The organism is Halarcobacter anaerophilus (genome assembly GCF_006459125.1).
GTDB classification, from domain to species: Bacteria; Campylobacterota; Campylobacteria; order Campylobacterales; family Arcobacteraceae; genus Halarcobacter; species Halarcobacter anaerophilus.
In genome coordinates, this window is sequence record NZ_CP041070.1 from 1,975,520 (window position 1) to 1,992,979 (window position 17,460).

Below are 17,460 nucleotides of genomic sequence, written 5' to 3' on the forward strand. Positions count from 1 at the left end.
CTATTTAAAAACTTTCCCACTGCTCTTCATCTTTTTTCTCTATTTTCTCTTTTTTATCTTTAAATATTTTACTTTCTGCTTTTTGATTTTTTACAGATTTATCTTTTGAAACATTGATATTTATTTCATTTTTTCCTAAAAACTCTTTTTTATCTGCCTCTTCTATAATTTTTTCTGCAATTTTTGACGTTGTATTTGCTATTTCTTGAGTTTGATTTGCTATTTGGGCATTTTGTTGAGTCTGCTGATCAAGAGAGTTAACTGCATCATTTATCTGTTTTATTCCCGTAGATTGTTCTTTACTTGCCGTTCCTACATTTGATATAAGTTCAATAGTTTTTGAAACATTTTCATTTAAACTATTAAATCCTTGAATCATACTATCTGCTATACTTTTTCCGCTGTTTGCTTTTTGTGTTGCCTGCTCAACCAAATCTTTAATCTCTTTTGCCGCTTGCGCACTTCTGTTTGCCAGATTTCTAACTTCTTGTGCAACTACTGCAAAGCCTTTTCCTGCTTCTCCTGCCGTTGCCGCTTCTACGGCTGCGTTTAATGAGAGAATATTTGTTTGAAAGGCAATTTGGTCTATTACCGTAATTGCTTCATTGATTGCAGTTACTTCACTGTTTATTTCATCCATTGAAACTGTTGTTTCATTTGCCAGTTTTTCACCTTCATTTGTAGCAGATGTCAATTCTTGTGCATATTCCGTCATTTTTACAATATTGTTTGTATTACTTTGTATATTTCCCGTAATCTGCTCTAAAGCTGCGGCTGTCTCTTCTAATGCTGCAGCTGCTTTATTTGAATTTGTATTAAGAACTTTTATATTTTCAAGAAGAGAATAAGATGAATTATTTATTGTTAGACCGCTTTTTTTGTTTTCAACTAAAATTTCACTTACGGAATCAGCTAAAGTATTTACTCCTTCTGCTAATTCTAAAACATGTTCTTTTAAACCGTTTGTAGGAATTCTGTTTAAAAAGTTATTGTCAGAATACTCTTTTAAAATATTTAATATAATTTCAATATTTTTTTCAAGATTTACTGCCATTTGATTTAATAGATTTGTTAATTGATTTAAAGAGGGATTTGATGAATGAGATTCAACTCTTTGGGTAAAATCACCTTTTTCAAACTCTGCTAATACAGATATCGTATCATCAATAGCTATTCTATCTTCTTCTATATTTTGTTTAATACTTTTTATGTTTTTATTTACAACAGCAGACATTATACCTATCTCGTCTTTTGAAGAATCATCAAGATGTTTAACATCTTCAATCTCTTTATTTAAATATTTAAAAAAGCTTAATAATCCTTCTTGAAAATTTTTAATCTTATTTGAGATAGCATTTGAAACAATAATTGAAAGCGCTAAGATAAATAAAATCATAATAAAAGAGATAATAATAACGGTACTCTTTTTTGAACTAATCTCCTCTTTAATAATCATAGAACTGTCATTTATCATCTTATTTAATAAAATTTCCGTTTTATGAACGGTATTTCTCATTTGAGCTTTAATACCTTCTTTACTGTTAAGTCCCAGCTCTTTTTCAGCTTCTATTAAAGCTAAAAAATCTTTTTTATATTTAAGCAAATAATTTTTTCTTTCACTATCAAGCATATTATCGGAAGATAAAAGAGTATCAATTTTTTTTACGAATTTATCTACATATTTTATATCTCTTCTTAACATAAAATCTTTTTCTTGTTTTCTCAAATCATAAACGGTTGCAAGAAGTTTGTCATTATTTGACTCTTTTGCACTATCTTGCACTTTATGAACAGCATCCCTTAAACTTCCATATAGTCCGTCATTGTGGCTAAGACCTATTTCTTGTTGTTTGGAAACTAAATTAAAAAAGATTTTTTCATAGTCATTGATGATTTTATTAAAAACATCTACGTCCGAAGTATTAATAGAAAATTCAGATAAAATTGCTTCTAGCTGTTTTGAATTGTTGTGCAGTTTTTTTACGTTTTCTTGAAATTCTGCTTTATATTTTAAATCTTTTCTTGCTAAAAAATCTTTTTCATTTCTTCTTAACATCAACATATCCGAATCCAAAGCTTCTACTAAAACCCTGCCTTCACCCAATTTGTTTATACTATTTACAGAATTAATCAATAAAAAGGTCAAGATAAATAACCCTAAAATCGATACAACTGCCAATAAATACAATTTTGCTTTTATTGAAATATTATTCAACATTCTTTTTCCTCTTATTAATGGCTTAAATTATAATATATAGTTATGATAAGTTCAAGATAAATTTGTATATTTTATTATAACTAAAAGTAAGTACAAGATTTAATAATTTAGAATCTTGTAATAAGTGCGAAATCTTATTAAATTAATAATTTATATAAAATTAATAAAAAAATTTAATTTTATTTTTTATAAATAAGATTTTTTTCTAAATAAGTATACTCTAAAAGTGTAGAAATAGTTCTTGTATAAGGAGCATCCGAATTTAATTTTTCGCACTTTTCTACTACTACATTACAAATTTCATCTAACTCTATTGCTCTGTTGTTTTCCACATCAACAAGCATTGAAGGTTTTATAGAATCAAAATCTTTTATAAGTTCAAACATCTGTTTTACATCATCTTGTGATATTTCAATCCCGTCATATCTTGCGGCAATTGCGGTTTCACACATTAGTCCGTAAACTATTTTTGAAAGTTTTTTATGGGACATGATTTCACCTGTTTTTACTCTAAGCAAAGCACAAAGAGCATTTACTCCATTGTTTATTATAAGTTTTTTCCAAAGTTCAAATTTAATATCTTTTGTTATCTCACACTTTGTTCTTGCTTCAATCAACTGCTTTTTAAACTCTTCTAAAAAATTTCTGTTTTTATCACTCTGTTCAATAGCACCTATAATTGTCTCAACATCCCCTGTTGCTTCTATAACTCCGAAAGATATAATGTGCGCACCTATTTTTCTTGATAAACCGCCTATAACTTTGTTTTTAGGGAAATATTCACAAATAATATCTTCATTTTCTACACCGTTTTGCAAAGAGAGTAAAAAAGGATATTTTTTATCTTTATTAATTTTTTTGGCCAAATCTTGGGAAAGTTGTTTTGTAGAAGCTGATTTTGTAGTAAAAATAACGGCATCACAATTTTGAATTTTACTGTTTTCAAGCTCTTCAAAAGAGCAAACATTAATTTTCCCGTTAAAAGTAAAGGTTGGATGAGTTAAGCTCAAACCGTTATTTTTCAAAGCTTCAAGCTGTTTTCCTCTTGCTATAAAAGTTACGTTATTACCGATACTTTGAAGTTTCGCTCCGTAAAAAGCACCGATACCGCCTGTTCCTAAAATAATAAAATCCATCAAAACTCCTTGAAAAAATCAGGATATTATAACATTTACAAGGATATTTCTAAATTAAAAAAAGATTCAAATAAAGCGTTAAAAGAGTATTTTTCTTATTTAAAAGTTATATTTAATAACCAATATATCTGATAATTTATTATTCATTAAAATAGTATAAAAAATATAATTTAATTATAGAACTTCAATTTTATTATGATTTAGTTACATATATTAACATTTAAAGTCTCTAGTTTACAAGTTAAAAAGATTTTTATATTAAGAAGATAAAAATTCTTAATAAAAATAAAAAAGTAAATTGTATATTTTATATACATTATTACTCTTTAACTTTTTTCTTATTCTTTTATAATGGGTTACAACAAAACATATTAGAGAGGCATTTGCCTCTATGACTACAAAAGGCGGCTAGGGTTCCGATCTAAATAAAGATGACTGGTCCGAGAGCTACCGACTCTTAAATAGGAGTTACACGGAGGGATAAAAGCCCGGGAGGTTTATGCCTCCTAGTGTGTTTTAAATTCTATTTAGGAGAGACTAAGATGAAATCATCTAACTTTACGAAACTTTTCAAGTTATTGTCCGTGATTGTTCTGTTTGCAGGATTATCAACAACTTCGCTTTTTGCCAAAACAAAAAAAGATTTCAAAATAGCATGGAGTATTTATGTAGGATATATGCCTTGGCCGGTAATTGATTCACAAAAAATACTGGATAAATGGGGGAAAAAATACGGAATAAATATTGATGTGGTTCAAATAAACGATTATATTGAATCAATAAATCAATACAGCGCAGGAAAATTCGACGGTTGTGCAATGGCAAGTTTCGACTCACTAAGCATCCCTGCTGCAGGTGGTGTTGATTCAACTGCTCTTATTTTAGCTGATTATTCAAACGGTAATGATGCTATCCTTTCTAAAACAGCTAAAACAGTTAAAGAGTTAAAAGGTGAAAAAATAAATCTTATTGAACTCTCTATTTCCCACTACCTTCTAGCAAGAGCTTTGGAATTAAACGGAATGAGTGAAAGGGATATTAAGACTGAAAATACCAGTGATTCTGATATGGTTGCAGCATACGGCACTGATGATGTGACAACTGTTACAACTTGGAAACCTCAAGTAAGCGAAATTGAAAAAATACCAAATACAAATAATGTATTTAACAGTAGTAATCTTCCGGGTGAAATAATGGACTTTTTCATAGTTAATACTAAAACATTAAAAGATAATCCTGCTTTTGGTAAAGCTTTGGTGGGTGCTTGGTATGAGATGATGGATTTAATGACACAAAAAAATGAAAAAGCAAAAGAAGTTTTAAGCCAAATGGCAACAGACAGCGGAACTGATTTAAATGGATTTTTAAGTCAAGTTAAGACTACTCATTTCTTTTATACTCCTAAAGAAGCAGTTGAATACGTAAACGGTAAAAAAATCAAAGATACTATGAAATTTATGGCTGAGTTCTCATTTAATCATGGATTATACGGTGATGGAGCAACTGATTATAAATTTGTAGGAATTGAGTTTCCAAACGGAGAAGTTATTGGAGATAAAAATAATATAAAACTCAGATTTGATGATACATATATGAAAATGGCAGAAAATAACAACTTATAAAATAATAAAATAAAGGGAAAAGATGGAAAAGAAAAAAAGTATCATATTAAGTTTAATTGTTGCTTCATCTATTGCAACATATGCACAGGCAGAAGAAATTGGTATTAGTACAAGTATAACAGCAGCAAGTAACTATATCTCAAGAGGTATGACCCAAACTGATGATAAAGGTGCAGTTTTTGGAGAGGTAACTCTATCTTATAAAAATTTTTATGCAGGGTTATGGGCTTCAAACGTAGATTTTGAAGATGTTGATGCAGATGTAGAACTTGATACATATATAGGTTATGCAACCTCATTTGATAATTTTAATATTGATGCTTCTTATATAAGATATTATTATCCTAACTCTGATGATCTTTTATATTATGATGAAGCAGTACTTGATTTAAGTTATACTTTTGATAAACTAACTCTTGGAGCAGCGTATTATTGGGGAACATATACAGAAGATGACGGAGATAAACTTGATTATTACGAAGGATATGCTTCTTATGATTTTGATGTAGTAACTGCTCATGCTAGTGCGGGAGATTATGAAGATCTTGGAGATAACTACACTATTGGATTAACAAAAACTTTTGCATTAAGTAATGATGATTCTCTGACTTTAGATATTTCATATGCAGATTTTGATGCCGAAGGCTCAAGCGGATATGATGACGAAAGTAATCTTTTTGCTACGATTACATACACTTTTTAAAAAGTAAAAGAGGGGAACCCCTCTTTTATTTTAAATAATCAAGATAACGATTCAACGTTCTTGACTCTTTTTTAAACCAACTTTTTGCTTCTTCCGTAGTATCTGTTTTTGTTTCAAAGTTAAAATCCGAATCTATTATATCTATTTCATAAATTCTTTTAAACTTTTTACCGTTTTCTTCAAAAAGCTGAGATACCTCTCCCTCTTTGTTTTCTAATTGAAAACCGTCTAACTTGGTCAGTTCTTCATCATATCTATTTGGATTAGTTGAAGCAAAAATCTTATACCCTTTTTCCAAACTTCCTTTTGCAATTGAAGTTTCAAAGTTTAGATACTCTTTTTTTTCATCAAGAGAATACTCTTTATTTAATAAAATATCTTCAAGGGTATAATTCATTGATGAAAATCTATCTTCAAGTGATTTTTCTCTTCCTAAACAAATAGCGGCAAATTCACCGCAAATAATCAAACCGCCGTCGCTTCTTCTACTTTCATTTGTCTCTAAATCAATCTCTTGAACTACTCTTAGACCTATTAGATAATCGTTTTTACTGTTTTGAAGTCTCCAGTCCTCTACATAAACATTACTAGGACAAAACTCCAACATACAATTTCCGATCTTTTTCATAAATGCAGGTTCAGGCCATTTATTTCTATTTTGGTAAAATATTCCACCTTCCCAAAATAGTTTTTCTCCGTCAAAAATCGAATCGGCAACCCATCCTTCATAATTAGCTATTTCAGACAAATTTTCTTTTGTATAAGCTGCTAACTCTTTTTTTTCGATAATCTCTTTAGGCAGTCTTAGATCTATAGTAAAATTTCTACTTTGAATCCAAAAAACATCGGTAGTATTATCACTTAAACCGTTGTAAAAAGAGATACTTCTTCTTTTAAAAGTTCCCAACATCCAGTTGGGAACACCTTTTTTATCTTTTTTATTTATATCTTTGACTAATTCTAATAATTTCATAGACACCCTTTTTTACATATCTTTGAATTTTCCGTAAGAGGCTATCTCTTTTGAACTTTCAGGTAATGATATTTCATTGTTTTTTAATCTGTTTTTTAAATATGTGAAAGTATGTATTGTTTGAGCATAAAGATGCTCTCCACATATAACTTCATCATATTTTTTATCTTTAAATCTAGGTTTGATTGAATCCAAAGGTTTAATAACGGTTTCATAATCACAAGTAAAAAACAGAGGAAAAGCATATCTCTCTTCTTTTACTTTTCTAACTCTATGTGAAGTTGCTACAAAGTTTCCGTTACTTAAAACTTCCAGCATATCGCCTATGTTTATTACAAAAGCATCCTCAACCAAAGGAGCATCAATCCATTCCTTGTTACCGTTTAAAACTTCTAATCCCGGTGCTGTAGGTAAAAGGATAGTAAAACACTCATAATCGGTGTGTTCACCTATCCCTTTTTGAGTATTTGTTTCATCAAGGTTTGCCGGGTAATGTATAAGTCTTAACTGATTTGGCGGAGTAGTGATAAATTTATCAAAACTGTTCTCATCAATATCAAGAGCTAAAGCAAAACCTTTTAATAAGACTTTTCCAAGTTCCATTGCACTGTCGTAATACTCTTTTACATTCTCTTTGAAACCTTCCATTACAGGCCATTGATTTGGTCCAAGCAAAGGATATATTTGTTTTGATTCCGTATAATCGTAATTTACGTCGTAAGCTTCTTTTTTATCCTTTTTACCGCCGTAAAACATCTCTTCACCCTCAGGAACATATCCGCTGTGGTTTGTAGATTTTCCGATATAATTTTCCATTTTCGTATCATAATCTTGTGCAAAATATTTTTTTGTAGTATCTTTTAATTTTGCAATCTTTTCTTTATCTATTCCATGACCTGTTATATATAAAAATCCTACTTCTCTTGCTGCTTTTCCAAGCTCTTTTGCCACTTCTTTTCTATCTTCTAAATCAGATGAAAATAGTTTACTGATGTTAACTATAGGTAACTCTTTAAATGCTGTATGACTACTCATAAAAATTCCTTTTATCTTAATCCAAAAATTCCGATTATTATCAGAAAAATTGAAAATATTTTTATCCAAGACATTTGGATTCCAAAAAAGAAATATTCAATTGCGGTTAGACAAAGTATAGAGATACCTGTCCAAACACAATAAGCAATTCCCGTAGGCAATACTTTCATAACTTTAGAAAGCATATAAAAAATCAGTATTGTAAAAACAACAATCATAACTGTAGGAAATAATTTAGTAAAGCCGTCACTGAGTTTTAGGCTTATTGCCCATAAAGCTTCAAGAACTCCGGCTATTATTAAAACTGTCCATGCTAATGTTATTGACATTTGTATTCTCTCCAACTTCCGTATTTTGAAATCTCTTTTTCACCTTTTGTGTAATAAGGTTCACATAAAAATCCGTGAACACTTTCACCCTCTTCTAAAAATATAGTTCCAATACCAAGCGGTGAAGCAATTAGCTTCATAAATTTTCCGAAATTGTGTATTGGCATAGACCAAATCTCTAAACCGACATAAAATTCACTGTTACCGTCAAAAAACATTCCAGGTCTAAAAGGCTTTTTTCTTGTTAGTTCAAACATTCTATATCCTTTTACGGTTTTTGCCTCTTTTATAAATTTTGCATCTAAATCAAGAAGTTGATAATTTAGAGGCAAACCTCTCATATGAGCTCCGCAAACACCTACTAGAATTTCGTTTTCAGACATTTTATTTTCCTAAATATTTAGAAGAGTACTCAAATAAAAGCTCTTCATCAAACTTGTCACCTACTATTGTTACTCCAAAAGGAAGAGAGTTTTTTCTAAATCCAGCAGGAAGTGCAAGAGCACTTAAATCAAGCAGATTCATAAAGTTTGTGTAGTATCCAAGATTTGTATTTAGCTTTATTGGATCTGCATTTACCTCAGCAATTTTATATATCGTTCCGGTAGTCGGAGTTAAGATAAATTCAAACTTTTTTAAAACTTTGTCCACATATTTTCTATTTTTTTTCAAAGTGTACTCTGATTCAAAATAGTTTACGGCATCGATTTTTTCACCGCTTTTTATAATAGTTCTAACAGTAGGATTTACAACTTCTTCATTTTTTGTAATCACATCTTTTATTGCAATAAATCTTTCAGTTACCCAAGGTCCGCTGTAAAGTAGATTTGCACTCTCTATAAAAGGAGCAAAATCTATTTCCACTGCTTTTCCTCCAAGAGATTCAAACTTTTTAGCTGCTTCAAAATATAACTTTTTAGCCTCTTCATCGCCAAAAAACTCCAACTGCTCTTTTTTTGGAATTGCAAAAGTGAAGTTTTCTTTTGATTTTTTATTTGTTGGAATATAAACTCTGCTGTAAATATCCTCTTCGTCATATTTGTTTGCTATCTCAAAAACAGTTTTTGCCTCAGTCAAAGATTTTGTAAAAATCGTAACGCAGTCCAAACTTCTGCAAGCAGGAACCACACCGCTTGTACTAACAACTCCTTTAGAGGCTTTTACTCCAATTAAGTTATTAAAAGCAGCAGGAACTCTTCCTGAACCTGCTGTATCGGTTCCTAAAGAGAAACTTGCCATTTCAAGAGCAACACTTACGGCACTTCCAGAACTAGAACCTCCTGAGATATATTCAGGATTTATTGAGTTTTTGCACTCACCGTAATCACTTCTAGTTCCAACAAGTCCCGTTGCAAACTGGTCCAAATTTGTTTTTCCTACTGGAATTGCTCCTGCATCAATCAAGCTTTGTACTACAAAAGCAGACTTTTTGGGAGTATATTTATACTCCTTGCAAGCAGCAGTTGTGGGAATATCTTTTAAATCAATATTATCTTTTATTGCAAAAGGGATACCGTAAAGAGGAAGTTCTTCTATATTTTTATTTTTTAGATTCTCTAAATAAGGAGAAAGTTGCTCATCACTTAAAGTATAAATCCAAATATTATAATCTTTTGTTTGTTCAATTTTCTCTTTAATAGAAGATAAAACCTCTTCTACGTTAAGCTCTTTTTTTAGATATTTTTCTCTTAATTTTTGAATATTTAGATTCATTTTTTATCCTTTTTTATTACAACTAAGATATCTCCGCTTTCTATATTATCACCCTCTTTATACAAAATTTTAGATACGGTTCCTGAAACTTCAGTTTCAATTTCAACTTCCATTTTCATACTTTCAAGTACAACTAAAACTTCCCCTGCTTTTACTTTCTGCCCTACTTTAACCTCAATTTTCCAAATATTTCCGGACATGATAGATTCAACGGCTTCTTCATCGTCTGCTAATATAATTTCATCTTTTATCTCATGATGCAGCTCTTCAACTTTGAAACTGTCTAAACCTTTTGCTTTCCACATTGCTTTTTCATCATTAAAGGCTTTTTGTCTCTTTTTATTAAACTCTTCAATCTCATCTGATTTTGATTTTAAGAACTCTTTATACTCTTTAAGATTAAAACTTCCCTCTTCTATTTTTAAAGGATATTTTCCAAATAAAAATTTACTTCTAATATCCATTAATTCATCATGGCTTACAGGATAAAATTTAACAACATCAAAAAATCTAAGCAACCAAGGTTTTTCAAACTCTTTTGTTTTTTTAAAGCTATTCCACATTTGTAAGGTTCTTCCGAAAAGTTGATAACCTCCAGGTCCTTCCATTCCGTAAACACACATATAAGCTCCACCGATACCTACTGCATTTTGAGGAGTCCATGTTCTAGCTGGATTGTATTTTGTTGTTACGAATCTATGGGTTGGATCAAGCGGTGTTGCAACAGGAGCACCTAAATAAACATCACCTAATCCCATAACAAGGTAATCTGCATCAAAAATAGTGTCATAAACTTTTTGTGTATCTTTAACACCATTAATTCTTCTGATAAATTCAATATTGCTTGGACACCAAGGAGCATCTTTTCTAACACCTTGATGATACTTTTTAATTGCTAATTGAATCCCTTCGTCATTCCAAGATAGAGGTAACCAAACAGTTCTTGATTCAACTTCTAATTCCTCAATACCTGTTAAAGAACTTAATGCCTCATCAAGCAAAATTAACAACTCTTCTCTTTTTATCTCTTTTGGATTAAAATGAATTTGCAAAGATCTGATTCCCGGAGTCACATCCACAAGACCATTAATCTCTTTTTCTCTGTAAAACTTCATAAGAGCATGAATAAAAAATCTAAGTTCAATATCAAGTTTTAGTTCACCCGCTTCAATCAAAATAAATTTATCCCCGCAAACTCTTACATTTACATCAATATCAAGCTCTTCAAATCTAGCTTTTTTTATAATAGGTGTTTCATTTATAATATTTTTTTCAATAGATTCATAATCTTTGATATCAGGCAGACTTGTATTCTCTTCTAATGCTTTTTCATAAGCTTTAGTAAGTTTATCCGCTTGCTCTATACTTAAAGGTATAAATTTTATTTTGTCTCCTGCTTTTAACTGCCCTACTTTATATAATTCGCTTGAAATAACCGTTGCAGGACAAACAAAACCACCTAAACTAGGACCGTCAGGTCCTAAGATAATCGGCATATCTCCCGTAAAATCAATTGTTCCAAAAGCATAAGCATTATCATGAATATTTGAAGGATGCAGTCCTGCATCACCTCCGTCTTCTCTAGCCCATTTTGGAGCAGGACCTATAAGTCTAACTCCTGTTCTACTAGAGTTAAAATGAACTTCCCATGAAGCATTAAAAAACTCTTTTATATCTTCATTTGTAAAAAAATCAGGACTTCCGTGAGGTCCGTAAACTACACCTATTTCCCACTCATTACAAAGTTTTGTTTCTAAATTTAAAGGTTCAAATTCATCTTTAATAGCAGGTGAAAAACTTAATACATCTCCCGCTTTTAAAGCACGTCCACCGTGACCTCCAAACTCACCTAAGGTAAAGGTAGAAGAACTTCCTAAAAATTCAGCCTCATCAAATCCACCTTGAACAGCAAAATAAGTTCTATTCCCGTTTCCTGTAACTTTTTTAAACTCTAAAATATCTCCTGCTTCTACAAAAATCGGTTTATACATTTCTATAGTTTCACCGTTTAATTTTGCCTGCATATCAGCCCCGCCAAAGGCAATAACTGTTTCTTGTCTGAATTTAAAAGTTGCCCCTATAAAAGTCATCTCTATAAAAGATGCTTTAACGCTGTTATTTAAAAGTCTGTTTAAAAGTCTCGGAGTTAAACTATCCATAGCTCCAGAAGGCGGGATTCCCACATTCCAAAAACCTTGTCTTCCCGGATAGTCTTGGATTGTCGTCATTGTTCCGGATTTTAAAATATCTACTTTATACGGTTTATAATCAAAACTATCTAATACTTTTGTATAAAAAGAGGCATCTTTAAAAAAGTTTTGCTTGCTAATCTCACCAAGATATGTCAAGTTTGACTCTATTCCGTAGATTTTACTCTTTTCCAAAATCTCTTGAAGTTTTAAAATATTCTCTTCTCTACTGCTGCTTACGGTAATTAGTTTTGCCAATAAAGGATCATAAAAAGGACTTACTTCACAACCGTCTTCAATCCATGTATCACATCTGACATTTTCGGGAAACTCAACTTTTGTAATAAGCCCCGTACTTGGCTGAAAGTTTTTACTTGCATCTTCTGCATAAACCCTAACTTCTATTGCATGACCTTTTGGATTATGTTTATACTCCAAAAGAGGAGTATTGTCTTCTGCCGCAATTTTAATCATCCACTCAACCAAATCAACACCGCAAACCTCTTCGGTGATACCGTGTTCAACTTGAAGTCTTGTATTTACTTCAAGAAAATAGAAATTTTGAGTTTGCGTATCATAAATATATTCTACTGTTCCCGCACTTTTATAGTTTACTGCCTTTGCTAATTTAAAAGAGGCTTCAAAAAGTTGTTCTCTTACTTCATCACTTAAGTTTGGAGCAGGAGTCTCTTCTATTACTTTTTGGTTTCTTCTTTGAATTGAGCAGTCTCTCTCACCTAAAGTTTTAACATTACCAAGTCCGTCACCGAAGATTTGAACTTCTATATGTCTTGCAGTTTGGATATATTTTTCTAAAAATACTCCGCTGTTACTAAAATTTGAACCTGCAAGTTTAATTACACTGTCATAAGCATCAATCAATTCATCTTCACTAAAGCAGAGTTTCATTCCTATTCCTCCGCCTCCTGCCGTACTTTTAAGCATTACGGGGTATCCAATAGAATTTGCAGTCTCTTTTGCTTCATCTAAACTATTTAAAAGTTCACTTCCTTCCAATAATGGAACACTGTTATCTTTGGCAATTTGTCGAGCTGTATGTTTTAGTCCAAAATCCTCAATATGTTTTGAAGTAGGACCTATAAAAACAATACCGTTTTTTTCACACTCTCTAACAAACTCTACATTTTCGCTTAGAAAACCGTATCCCGGATGAATAGCATCTACTTCATACTCTTTACAAATATCTATAATTTTTTTATGATTCAAATAAGTTTCAGATAAACTGCTTCCGTTTAAAGAGACGGAAATATCTGCATTCATTACAAAAGATGCATCTTTGTCTGCTTCACTATAAACAGCTACAGACTCGATATTCATCTTTTTTAATGTTCTTATAACTCTGTTTGCAATCTCTGCTCTGTTTGCAATTAAAACTCTTTTAAACACTATGCCTTTCCTTAATCTTCCCAAACAATCAATTGAATTGGTGTCGGGTTATATCCGTTACAAGGGTTATTTAGCTGAGGACAGTTTGAAATTAAAACCAAAGTATCCGTTACAGCTTTCATCTCCACATAATCTCCAGGTTTTGAAATCCCGTCAACAATAGCCAAATGTCCGTTTTCTTCAACAGGCACATTCATAAAAAAGTTGATATTGTTTGTAATATCTTTTGGATTCATCTCAAGTTGGGCAACGATTGTTAAAAAGTTGTCTCTACAAGAGTGCATATATTTTTTATCAAGTCCAAATCTAACAGAGTTACTCTCAGCACTGCAATGTCCGCCTAAAGTGTCATGATTTCCGCAAGTATCGTCTACTACTTCCATTAAAACATTATCATCAGTACTTAAAAGTTTTGTTCCTGTTGTAACAAAAATACTTCCTTGTTCTCTTATTGTGTCATTTGCACTATATCTATCATTTATATTATTTGCATTGTAAAATAGTGTATCGACTGCCTGACACCCTTCTAAATCTACGATTCTAAAAGTCTGACCTTTTTTTATCACTCTTCCCCAAGGAAGACCTGAAGGTAATTTTTCATTATAAATTGCATTTTCTATATTTTTTGACATCTTTTAATCCTTACACAAAATATCTGTTAGTATTTTTGAAGCCTCTTTTTGCTTCATCTGAATAATCTTTATAATCTTCGTCTTTAATCTCAACACTTTCAAAAATAGAGATTTCAACATCACTTGGCTTATAAACTCCGCTTTTATCCATAGCATGAGGAGTATTAGATAAAACAAGTAAAATATCCATATGAGCAGTCAAATCTATATATTCACCCTCTTTGGCACATCTTTGGTTTAATACCAAGTTTGAGCCCTCTTTTACGTCAACTTTTCTAAAAAGATTAAGTGCTTGAATCAAATCTTTCTTACCCATTCCATATTTTCCAAGTTCAATTAAGAAGTTCTCTTTATCTGATTTATGGTATCCGTTTCTACAACTTTGATAAGTTGCTTCTCCTCCGAAATTCTCTTTAATAACTCTTTCATTACTGATTCCGCCTAATACGTCAAGTAGACCCTCAGTCGTATCATCTGTAATTGCAAAAAGAACTCTTCCCATCTCTGAAAAAAGAACTTTTCCTTTTCCTAAAAATGCATTCCATTGAATTTTAACAGTATCTGCACTGTTAAATCTTTCAGCTACGTTTGAAGCGTTGTAGAACATTGCACTTAAACTTGCATTTTCTCCTAAAGCTTTCAGTCTTACTGTTTGCCCTCTTTTTATAATTTTAGACCATTTTACACTTGAAGGTAAAATCTCTTTTAATACTACATTCTCACTTTTTATCATATTTTCTTTCCTTTAAAAATGTCCCGCCTTTAAAAGGGACACAATATCAATCATTACTTTTATAACCGTGAATAAATCACACTTGAAGAAGCAAACTCTAAAGAGAGATATTTCTACCTCTTTTATTGCTTGAATCTATATCATTTACAATTGTTGAGCCGTATCTATTCGGATATTTTTCATCAACTTTTACTTTATCAAAGACTAAAACTCTTGTTCCTAATTTAAAAGCTTCACTAATATCGTGAGTTACCATTACAACAGCAAAGTTTAACTTTGAGTGAATATCTAAAAGCAACTCATGCATGTCCAGACTAATCCCCGGATCCAATGCTCCAAAAGGTTCATCTAACAGAAGAAGTTTTGGTTTTTTGACCAAGGATTGTGCTATTGACAATCTTTGTTTCATCCCACCGCTTAATTCATGTGGAAATTTGTTTCTTGCATCTTGCAATCCCACGGCTTTTAAAATTTCATCCGCTGTCTCTACGGCTTTTTTCTTTTGCTCTCCGAAAAGTTTTCCAAAAAATTTCGACTTTTCAAATTCTAAACCTATAATTACATTATCAATTACATTTAAGTGATTAAGAGTTGAGTATCGTTGAAATACGATTCCTCTCTCATCACTTGGCTCTTTTGGATAATCTTCCCCTTCAAAAAGAAGTTCACCTTTTGAAGGTTCTTCAACTCCCAAAAGCATTCTTAAAAAAGTTGTTTTACCGCATCCCGAAGGTCCGACAAGAGTACAGAATTCACCCTCTTTCATAGAAAAATTCAGATTTTCTAAAATAATACTGTCCCCGTATGTTTTCCATATATTTTTTGCTTTAACTAAATTCATAATCACTCCTTACCAAACCAAGGGAAAAGTTTATAATTAAGCTTGTTAAGGAGATAATCCATTAAAAAGGCAATTAAAGTAATCCATATAACATAAGGAATGATTACATCCATTGCCAAATATCTTCTTACTAAAAAGATTCTATATCCTAATCCTTCAGTTGAAGCAATAGCTTCAGCCGAGATTAGAAATATCCAAGCTGTACCTAAAGTAATTCTAATTGCATCAACTAACCTCGGTAATATTTGAGGAATAATAATTCTTACAATTATTTGCCAACTGTTTGCACCCAATGTTTGAACTTTAATTATTTGTTCAATAGGAATTTCACGTACTCTTTGATAAATTTCCCTTATCATAATTGGAGCAACTCCAAAAATAATCAATACAATTTTAGACAATTCCCCCAATCCAAATATTATAAATAGTATCGGTAATATTGCCATCGTCGGTATTAATGAAAATGTCCATACCAAAGGTGAAAGCAGAGAATTCATATAAGGAATCATTCCTAAAACAATTCCGAATACCAGAGCAATAACAGCACTTACGGTTACTCCAATAACTAATCTTTTTAAACTTGATGTTGTATCATTTAATAATACATATTCTCCTGTTCTTTTACTTGGTTCAAAAATATATTTATGCATAGTAGTTGCACATTTTTCAAAAGACGGTAAAATCTTTTGATTTGGGTTTTCTTTTGTCATTTCATTAGATGAAAAGGTATAAATTAAAATTATTAGTAAAAAAGGCAACAAATTTAAAAAAAGATTTGTTGGTTTAGCCGGTATCTGATTAATAACTCTTCTCATATTTTTCCTTTGTATTATAAGCTGTTGCTTTCTGCCATTTTCATATATGTATCATCAAATCTAAGTTTTATATTATTTTTATCTCCAACAACTTTTCCGTTTGGAAACTCTATTCCGACAAAACTATAATCACTTGCTCCTTCACCATATAATCCATGATTAAATGAGAACTCAGCCATAAATTTCATAGTGTCTCTAATCTTTTGTCCTCTATAGTATTCAACTGCCTCTTTTGCAGTATAAAAGAAATGAGTAGTCTTAACTTGATCCAAAAATCCTTCCAAATCAGTCCCGCTGTCTTTTGCCATCATTGTCATATACTCTTTTGATTTTGGTGTATTTTTTGTCATTAAATCCATAATCTCATACCAAGCACCAACCAAAGATTTACCAAAAGCAGGATTATCTTTTAATGTTTTTGTATTAACTACAAATAAATCCATAATCTCACCTGGAATTTGGCTACTATTAAATATATTATTTGCTTTTGGCATTTTTTCAATTTCACTTACTTGGGGTTTCCATGCTGTAACAGTTGTCACATCATCAGTACCGTATGCTGCAACCATATCGGAATCACTTGTATTTTCTATTGTTATATCCCTTTCACTCATTCCGTTTAATTCCAAAGCTCTTGCTAGTAAATAATGAGAAACAGATAGTTCAATAAGATTTATCTTTTCACCTTTTATCTCTTTAACTGTTTTAGCTGTTTTTGAAATAATCGCATCATTTCCGTTTGAATAATCGCCTAAAATAAGTGCTGTTGAATCAATTCCTCCGGCAGCAGGAATACTAAGAGCATCAAAACTAGCCATTGCACAGCCATCAAATTTTCCTGCGTTATATTGATTTATTGATTCAATATAGTCGTTTATTTGAACAACATCAATATTAATCCCGTATTTTTTAGCCCATTTATCCAGTATCTTTTGTGAATCAATTACAGGCCAAGGCATAAATCCGACATAAATACTCCATGCTATTTTAAAATCTTTTTTTGTTTTGGCAAAAAGAGAAGAAGTAGATAATCCTACAAGTAGAACTATCAAAGACAGGATTTTAATCGGTTTTGTAAAGTTAGATGATTTCATCTTAGTCTCTCCTAAATAGA

The 17,460-nt window shown here is 31.2% G+C and carries 15 protein-coding genes and 1 riboswitch; of the genes, 2 read left to right on the forward strand and 13 right to left on the reverse strand.

Annotated features, from left to right (window positions below; translation table 11 throughout):
• Positions 1-4: 4 nt before the first annotated feature.
• Positions 5-2,218, reverse strand: coding sequence for a methyl-accepting chemotaxis protein (locus AANAER_RS09835; protein ID WP_129081067.1), 2,214 nt, complete (start codon positions 2,216-2,218; stop codon positions 5-7).
• Positions 2,219-2,397: 179 nt separating this feature from the next.
• Positions 2,398-3,354 carry a ketopantoate reductase family protein gene (locus AANAER_RS09840; protein ID WP_129081068.1) on the reverse strand — a complete coding sequence of 319 codons (957 nt, stop codon included), beginning with the start codon at positions 3,352-3,354 and terminating at the stop codon, positions 2,398-2,400.
• Positions 3,355-3,751: 397 nt separating this feature from the next.
• A riboswitch (guanidine-I (ykkC/yxkD leader) is annotated at positions 3,752-3,851 on the forward strand.
• Between the two features lie 45 nt (positions 3,852-3,896).
• Between AANAER_RS09840 and AANAER_RS09845 the strand changes: the two genes are divergently transcribed.
• Together AANAER_RS09845 and AANAER_RS09850 are read left to right on the forward strand one after the other, a co-directional pair.
• Positions 3,897-4,976: a putative urea ABC transporter substrate-binding protein gene (locus AANAER_RS09845; protein ID WP_129081069.1), complete on the forward strand. Its 1,080-nt coding sequence runs from the start codon at positions 3,897-3,899 to the stop codon at positions 4,974-4,976.
• 22 nt (positions 4,977-4,998) lie between these two features.
• Positions 4,999-5,679: a TorF family putative porin gene (locus tag AANAER_RS09850; protein WP_129081070.1), complete on the forward strand. Its 681-nt coding sequence runs from the start codon at positions 4,999-5,001 to the stop codon at positions 5,677-5,679.
• Positions 5,680-5,704: 25 nt separating this feature from the next.
• On the opposite strand, the gene AANAER_RS09855 is transcribed toward AANAER_RS09850, so the two are convergent.
• From AANAER_RS09855 to AANAER_RS09905, 11 genes are all read right to left on the reverse strand, one after another.
• Positions 5,705-6,652, reverse strand: coding sequence for a hypothetical protein (locus tag AANAER_RS09855; RefSeq protein ID WP_129081071.1), 948 nt, complete (start codon positions 6,650-6,652; stop codon positions 5,705-5,707).
• A 12-nt stretch (positions 6,653-6,664) separates the two neighbouring features.
• On the reverse strand, positions 6,665-7,687 hold the full coding sequence (locus AANAER_RS09860) for an isopenicillin N synthase family dioxygenase (protein WP_129081072.1): 1,023 nt from the start codon (positions 7,685-7,687) through the stop codon (positions 6,665-6,667).
• 11 nt (positions 7,688-7,698) lie between these two features.
• The gene (locus AANAER_RS09865) at positions 7,699-8,016 is read right to left on the reverse strand and encodes a DMT family transporter (protein WP_129081073.1); all 318 of its coding nucleotides are present in this window, start codon (positions 8,014-8,016) and stop codon (positions 7,699-7,701) included.
• Positions 8,007-8,399 carry an allophanate hydrolase-related protein gene (locus tag AANAER_RS09870; protein ID WP_129081074.1) on the reverse strand — a complete coding sequence of 131 codons (393 nt, stop codon included), beginning with the start codon at positions 8,397-8,399 and terminating at the stop codon, positions 8,007-8,009. Before AANAER_RS09870 ends, AANAER_RS09865 begins: the two co-directional genes overlap by 10 nt.
• A 1-nt stretch (position 8,400) precedes the next feature.
• Positions 8,401-9,729: an allophanate hydrolase gene (gene atzF / locus AANAER_RS09875; RefSeq protein ID WP_129081075.1), complete on the reverse strand. Its 1,329-nt coding sequence runs from the start codon at positions 9,727-9,729 to the stop codon at positions 8,401-8,403.
• Positions 9,726-13,325 (reverse strand): urea carboxylase, encoded by a 3,600-nt coding sequence (gene uca, locus AANAER_RS09880; protein WP_129081076.1) that lies wholly within the window; start codon positions 13,323-13,325, stop codon positions 9,726-9,728. Before uca ends, atzF begins: the two co-directional genes overlap by 4 nt.
• An 11-nt stretch (positions 13,326-13,336) precedes the next feature.
• A complete protein-coding gene (locus AANAER_RS09885; protein WP_129081077.1) occupies positions 13,337-13,957 on the reverse strand; it encodes an urea amidolyase associated protein UAAP2 in 621 nt (206 codons plus the stop codon).
• 10 nt (positions 13,958-13,967) lie between these two features.
• Positions 13,968-14,690 carry an urea amidolyase associated protein UAAP1 gene (locus AANAER_RS09890; protein WP_170218438.1) on the reverse strand — a complete coding sequence of 241 codons (723 nt, stop codon included), beginning with the start codon at positions 14,688-14,690 and terminating at the stop codon, positions 13,968-13,970.
• Between the two features lie 97 nt (positions 14,691-14,787).
• A complete protein-coding gene (locus tag AANAER_RS09895) occupies positions 14,788-15,531 on the reverse strand; it encodes an ATP-binding cassette domain-containing protein (protein WP_129081078.1) in 744 nt (247 codons plus the stop codon).
• A 2-nt stretch (positions 15,532-15,533) separates the two neighbouring features.
• The gene (locus AANAER_RS09900) at positions 15,534-16,346 is read right to left on the reverse strand and encodes an ABC transporter permease (protein WP_129081079.1); all 813 of its coding nucleotides are present in this window, start codon (positions 16,344-16,346) and stop codon (positions 15,534-15,536) included.
• A 14-nt stretch (positions 16,347-16,360) separates the two neighbouring features.
• Entirely contained in the window at positions 16,361-17,440 is a 1,080-nt protein-coding gene (locus AANAER_RS09905; RefSeq protein ID WP_129081080.1) for a putative urea ABC transporter substrate-binding protein, read from the reverse strand.
• Between the last annotated feature and the right edge of the window lie 20 nt (positions 17,441-17,460).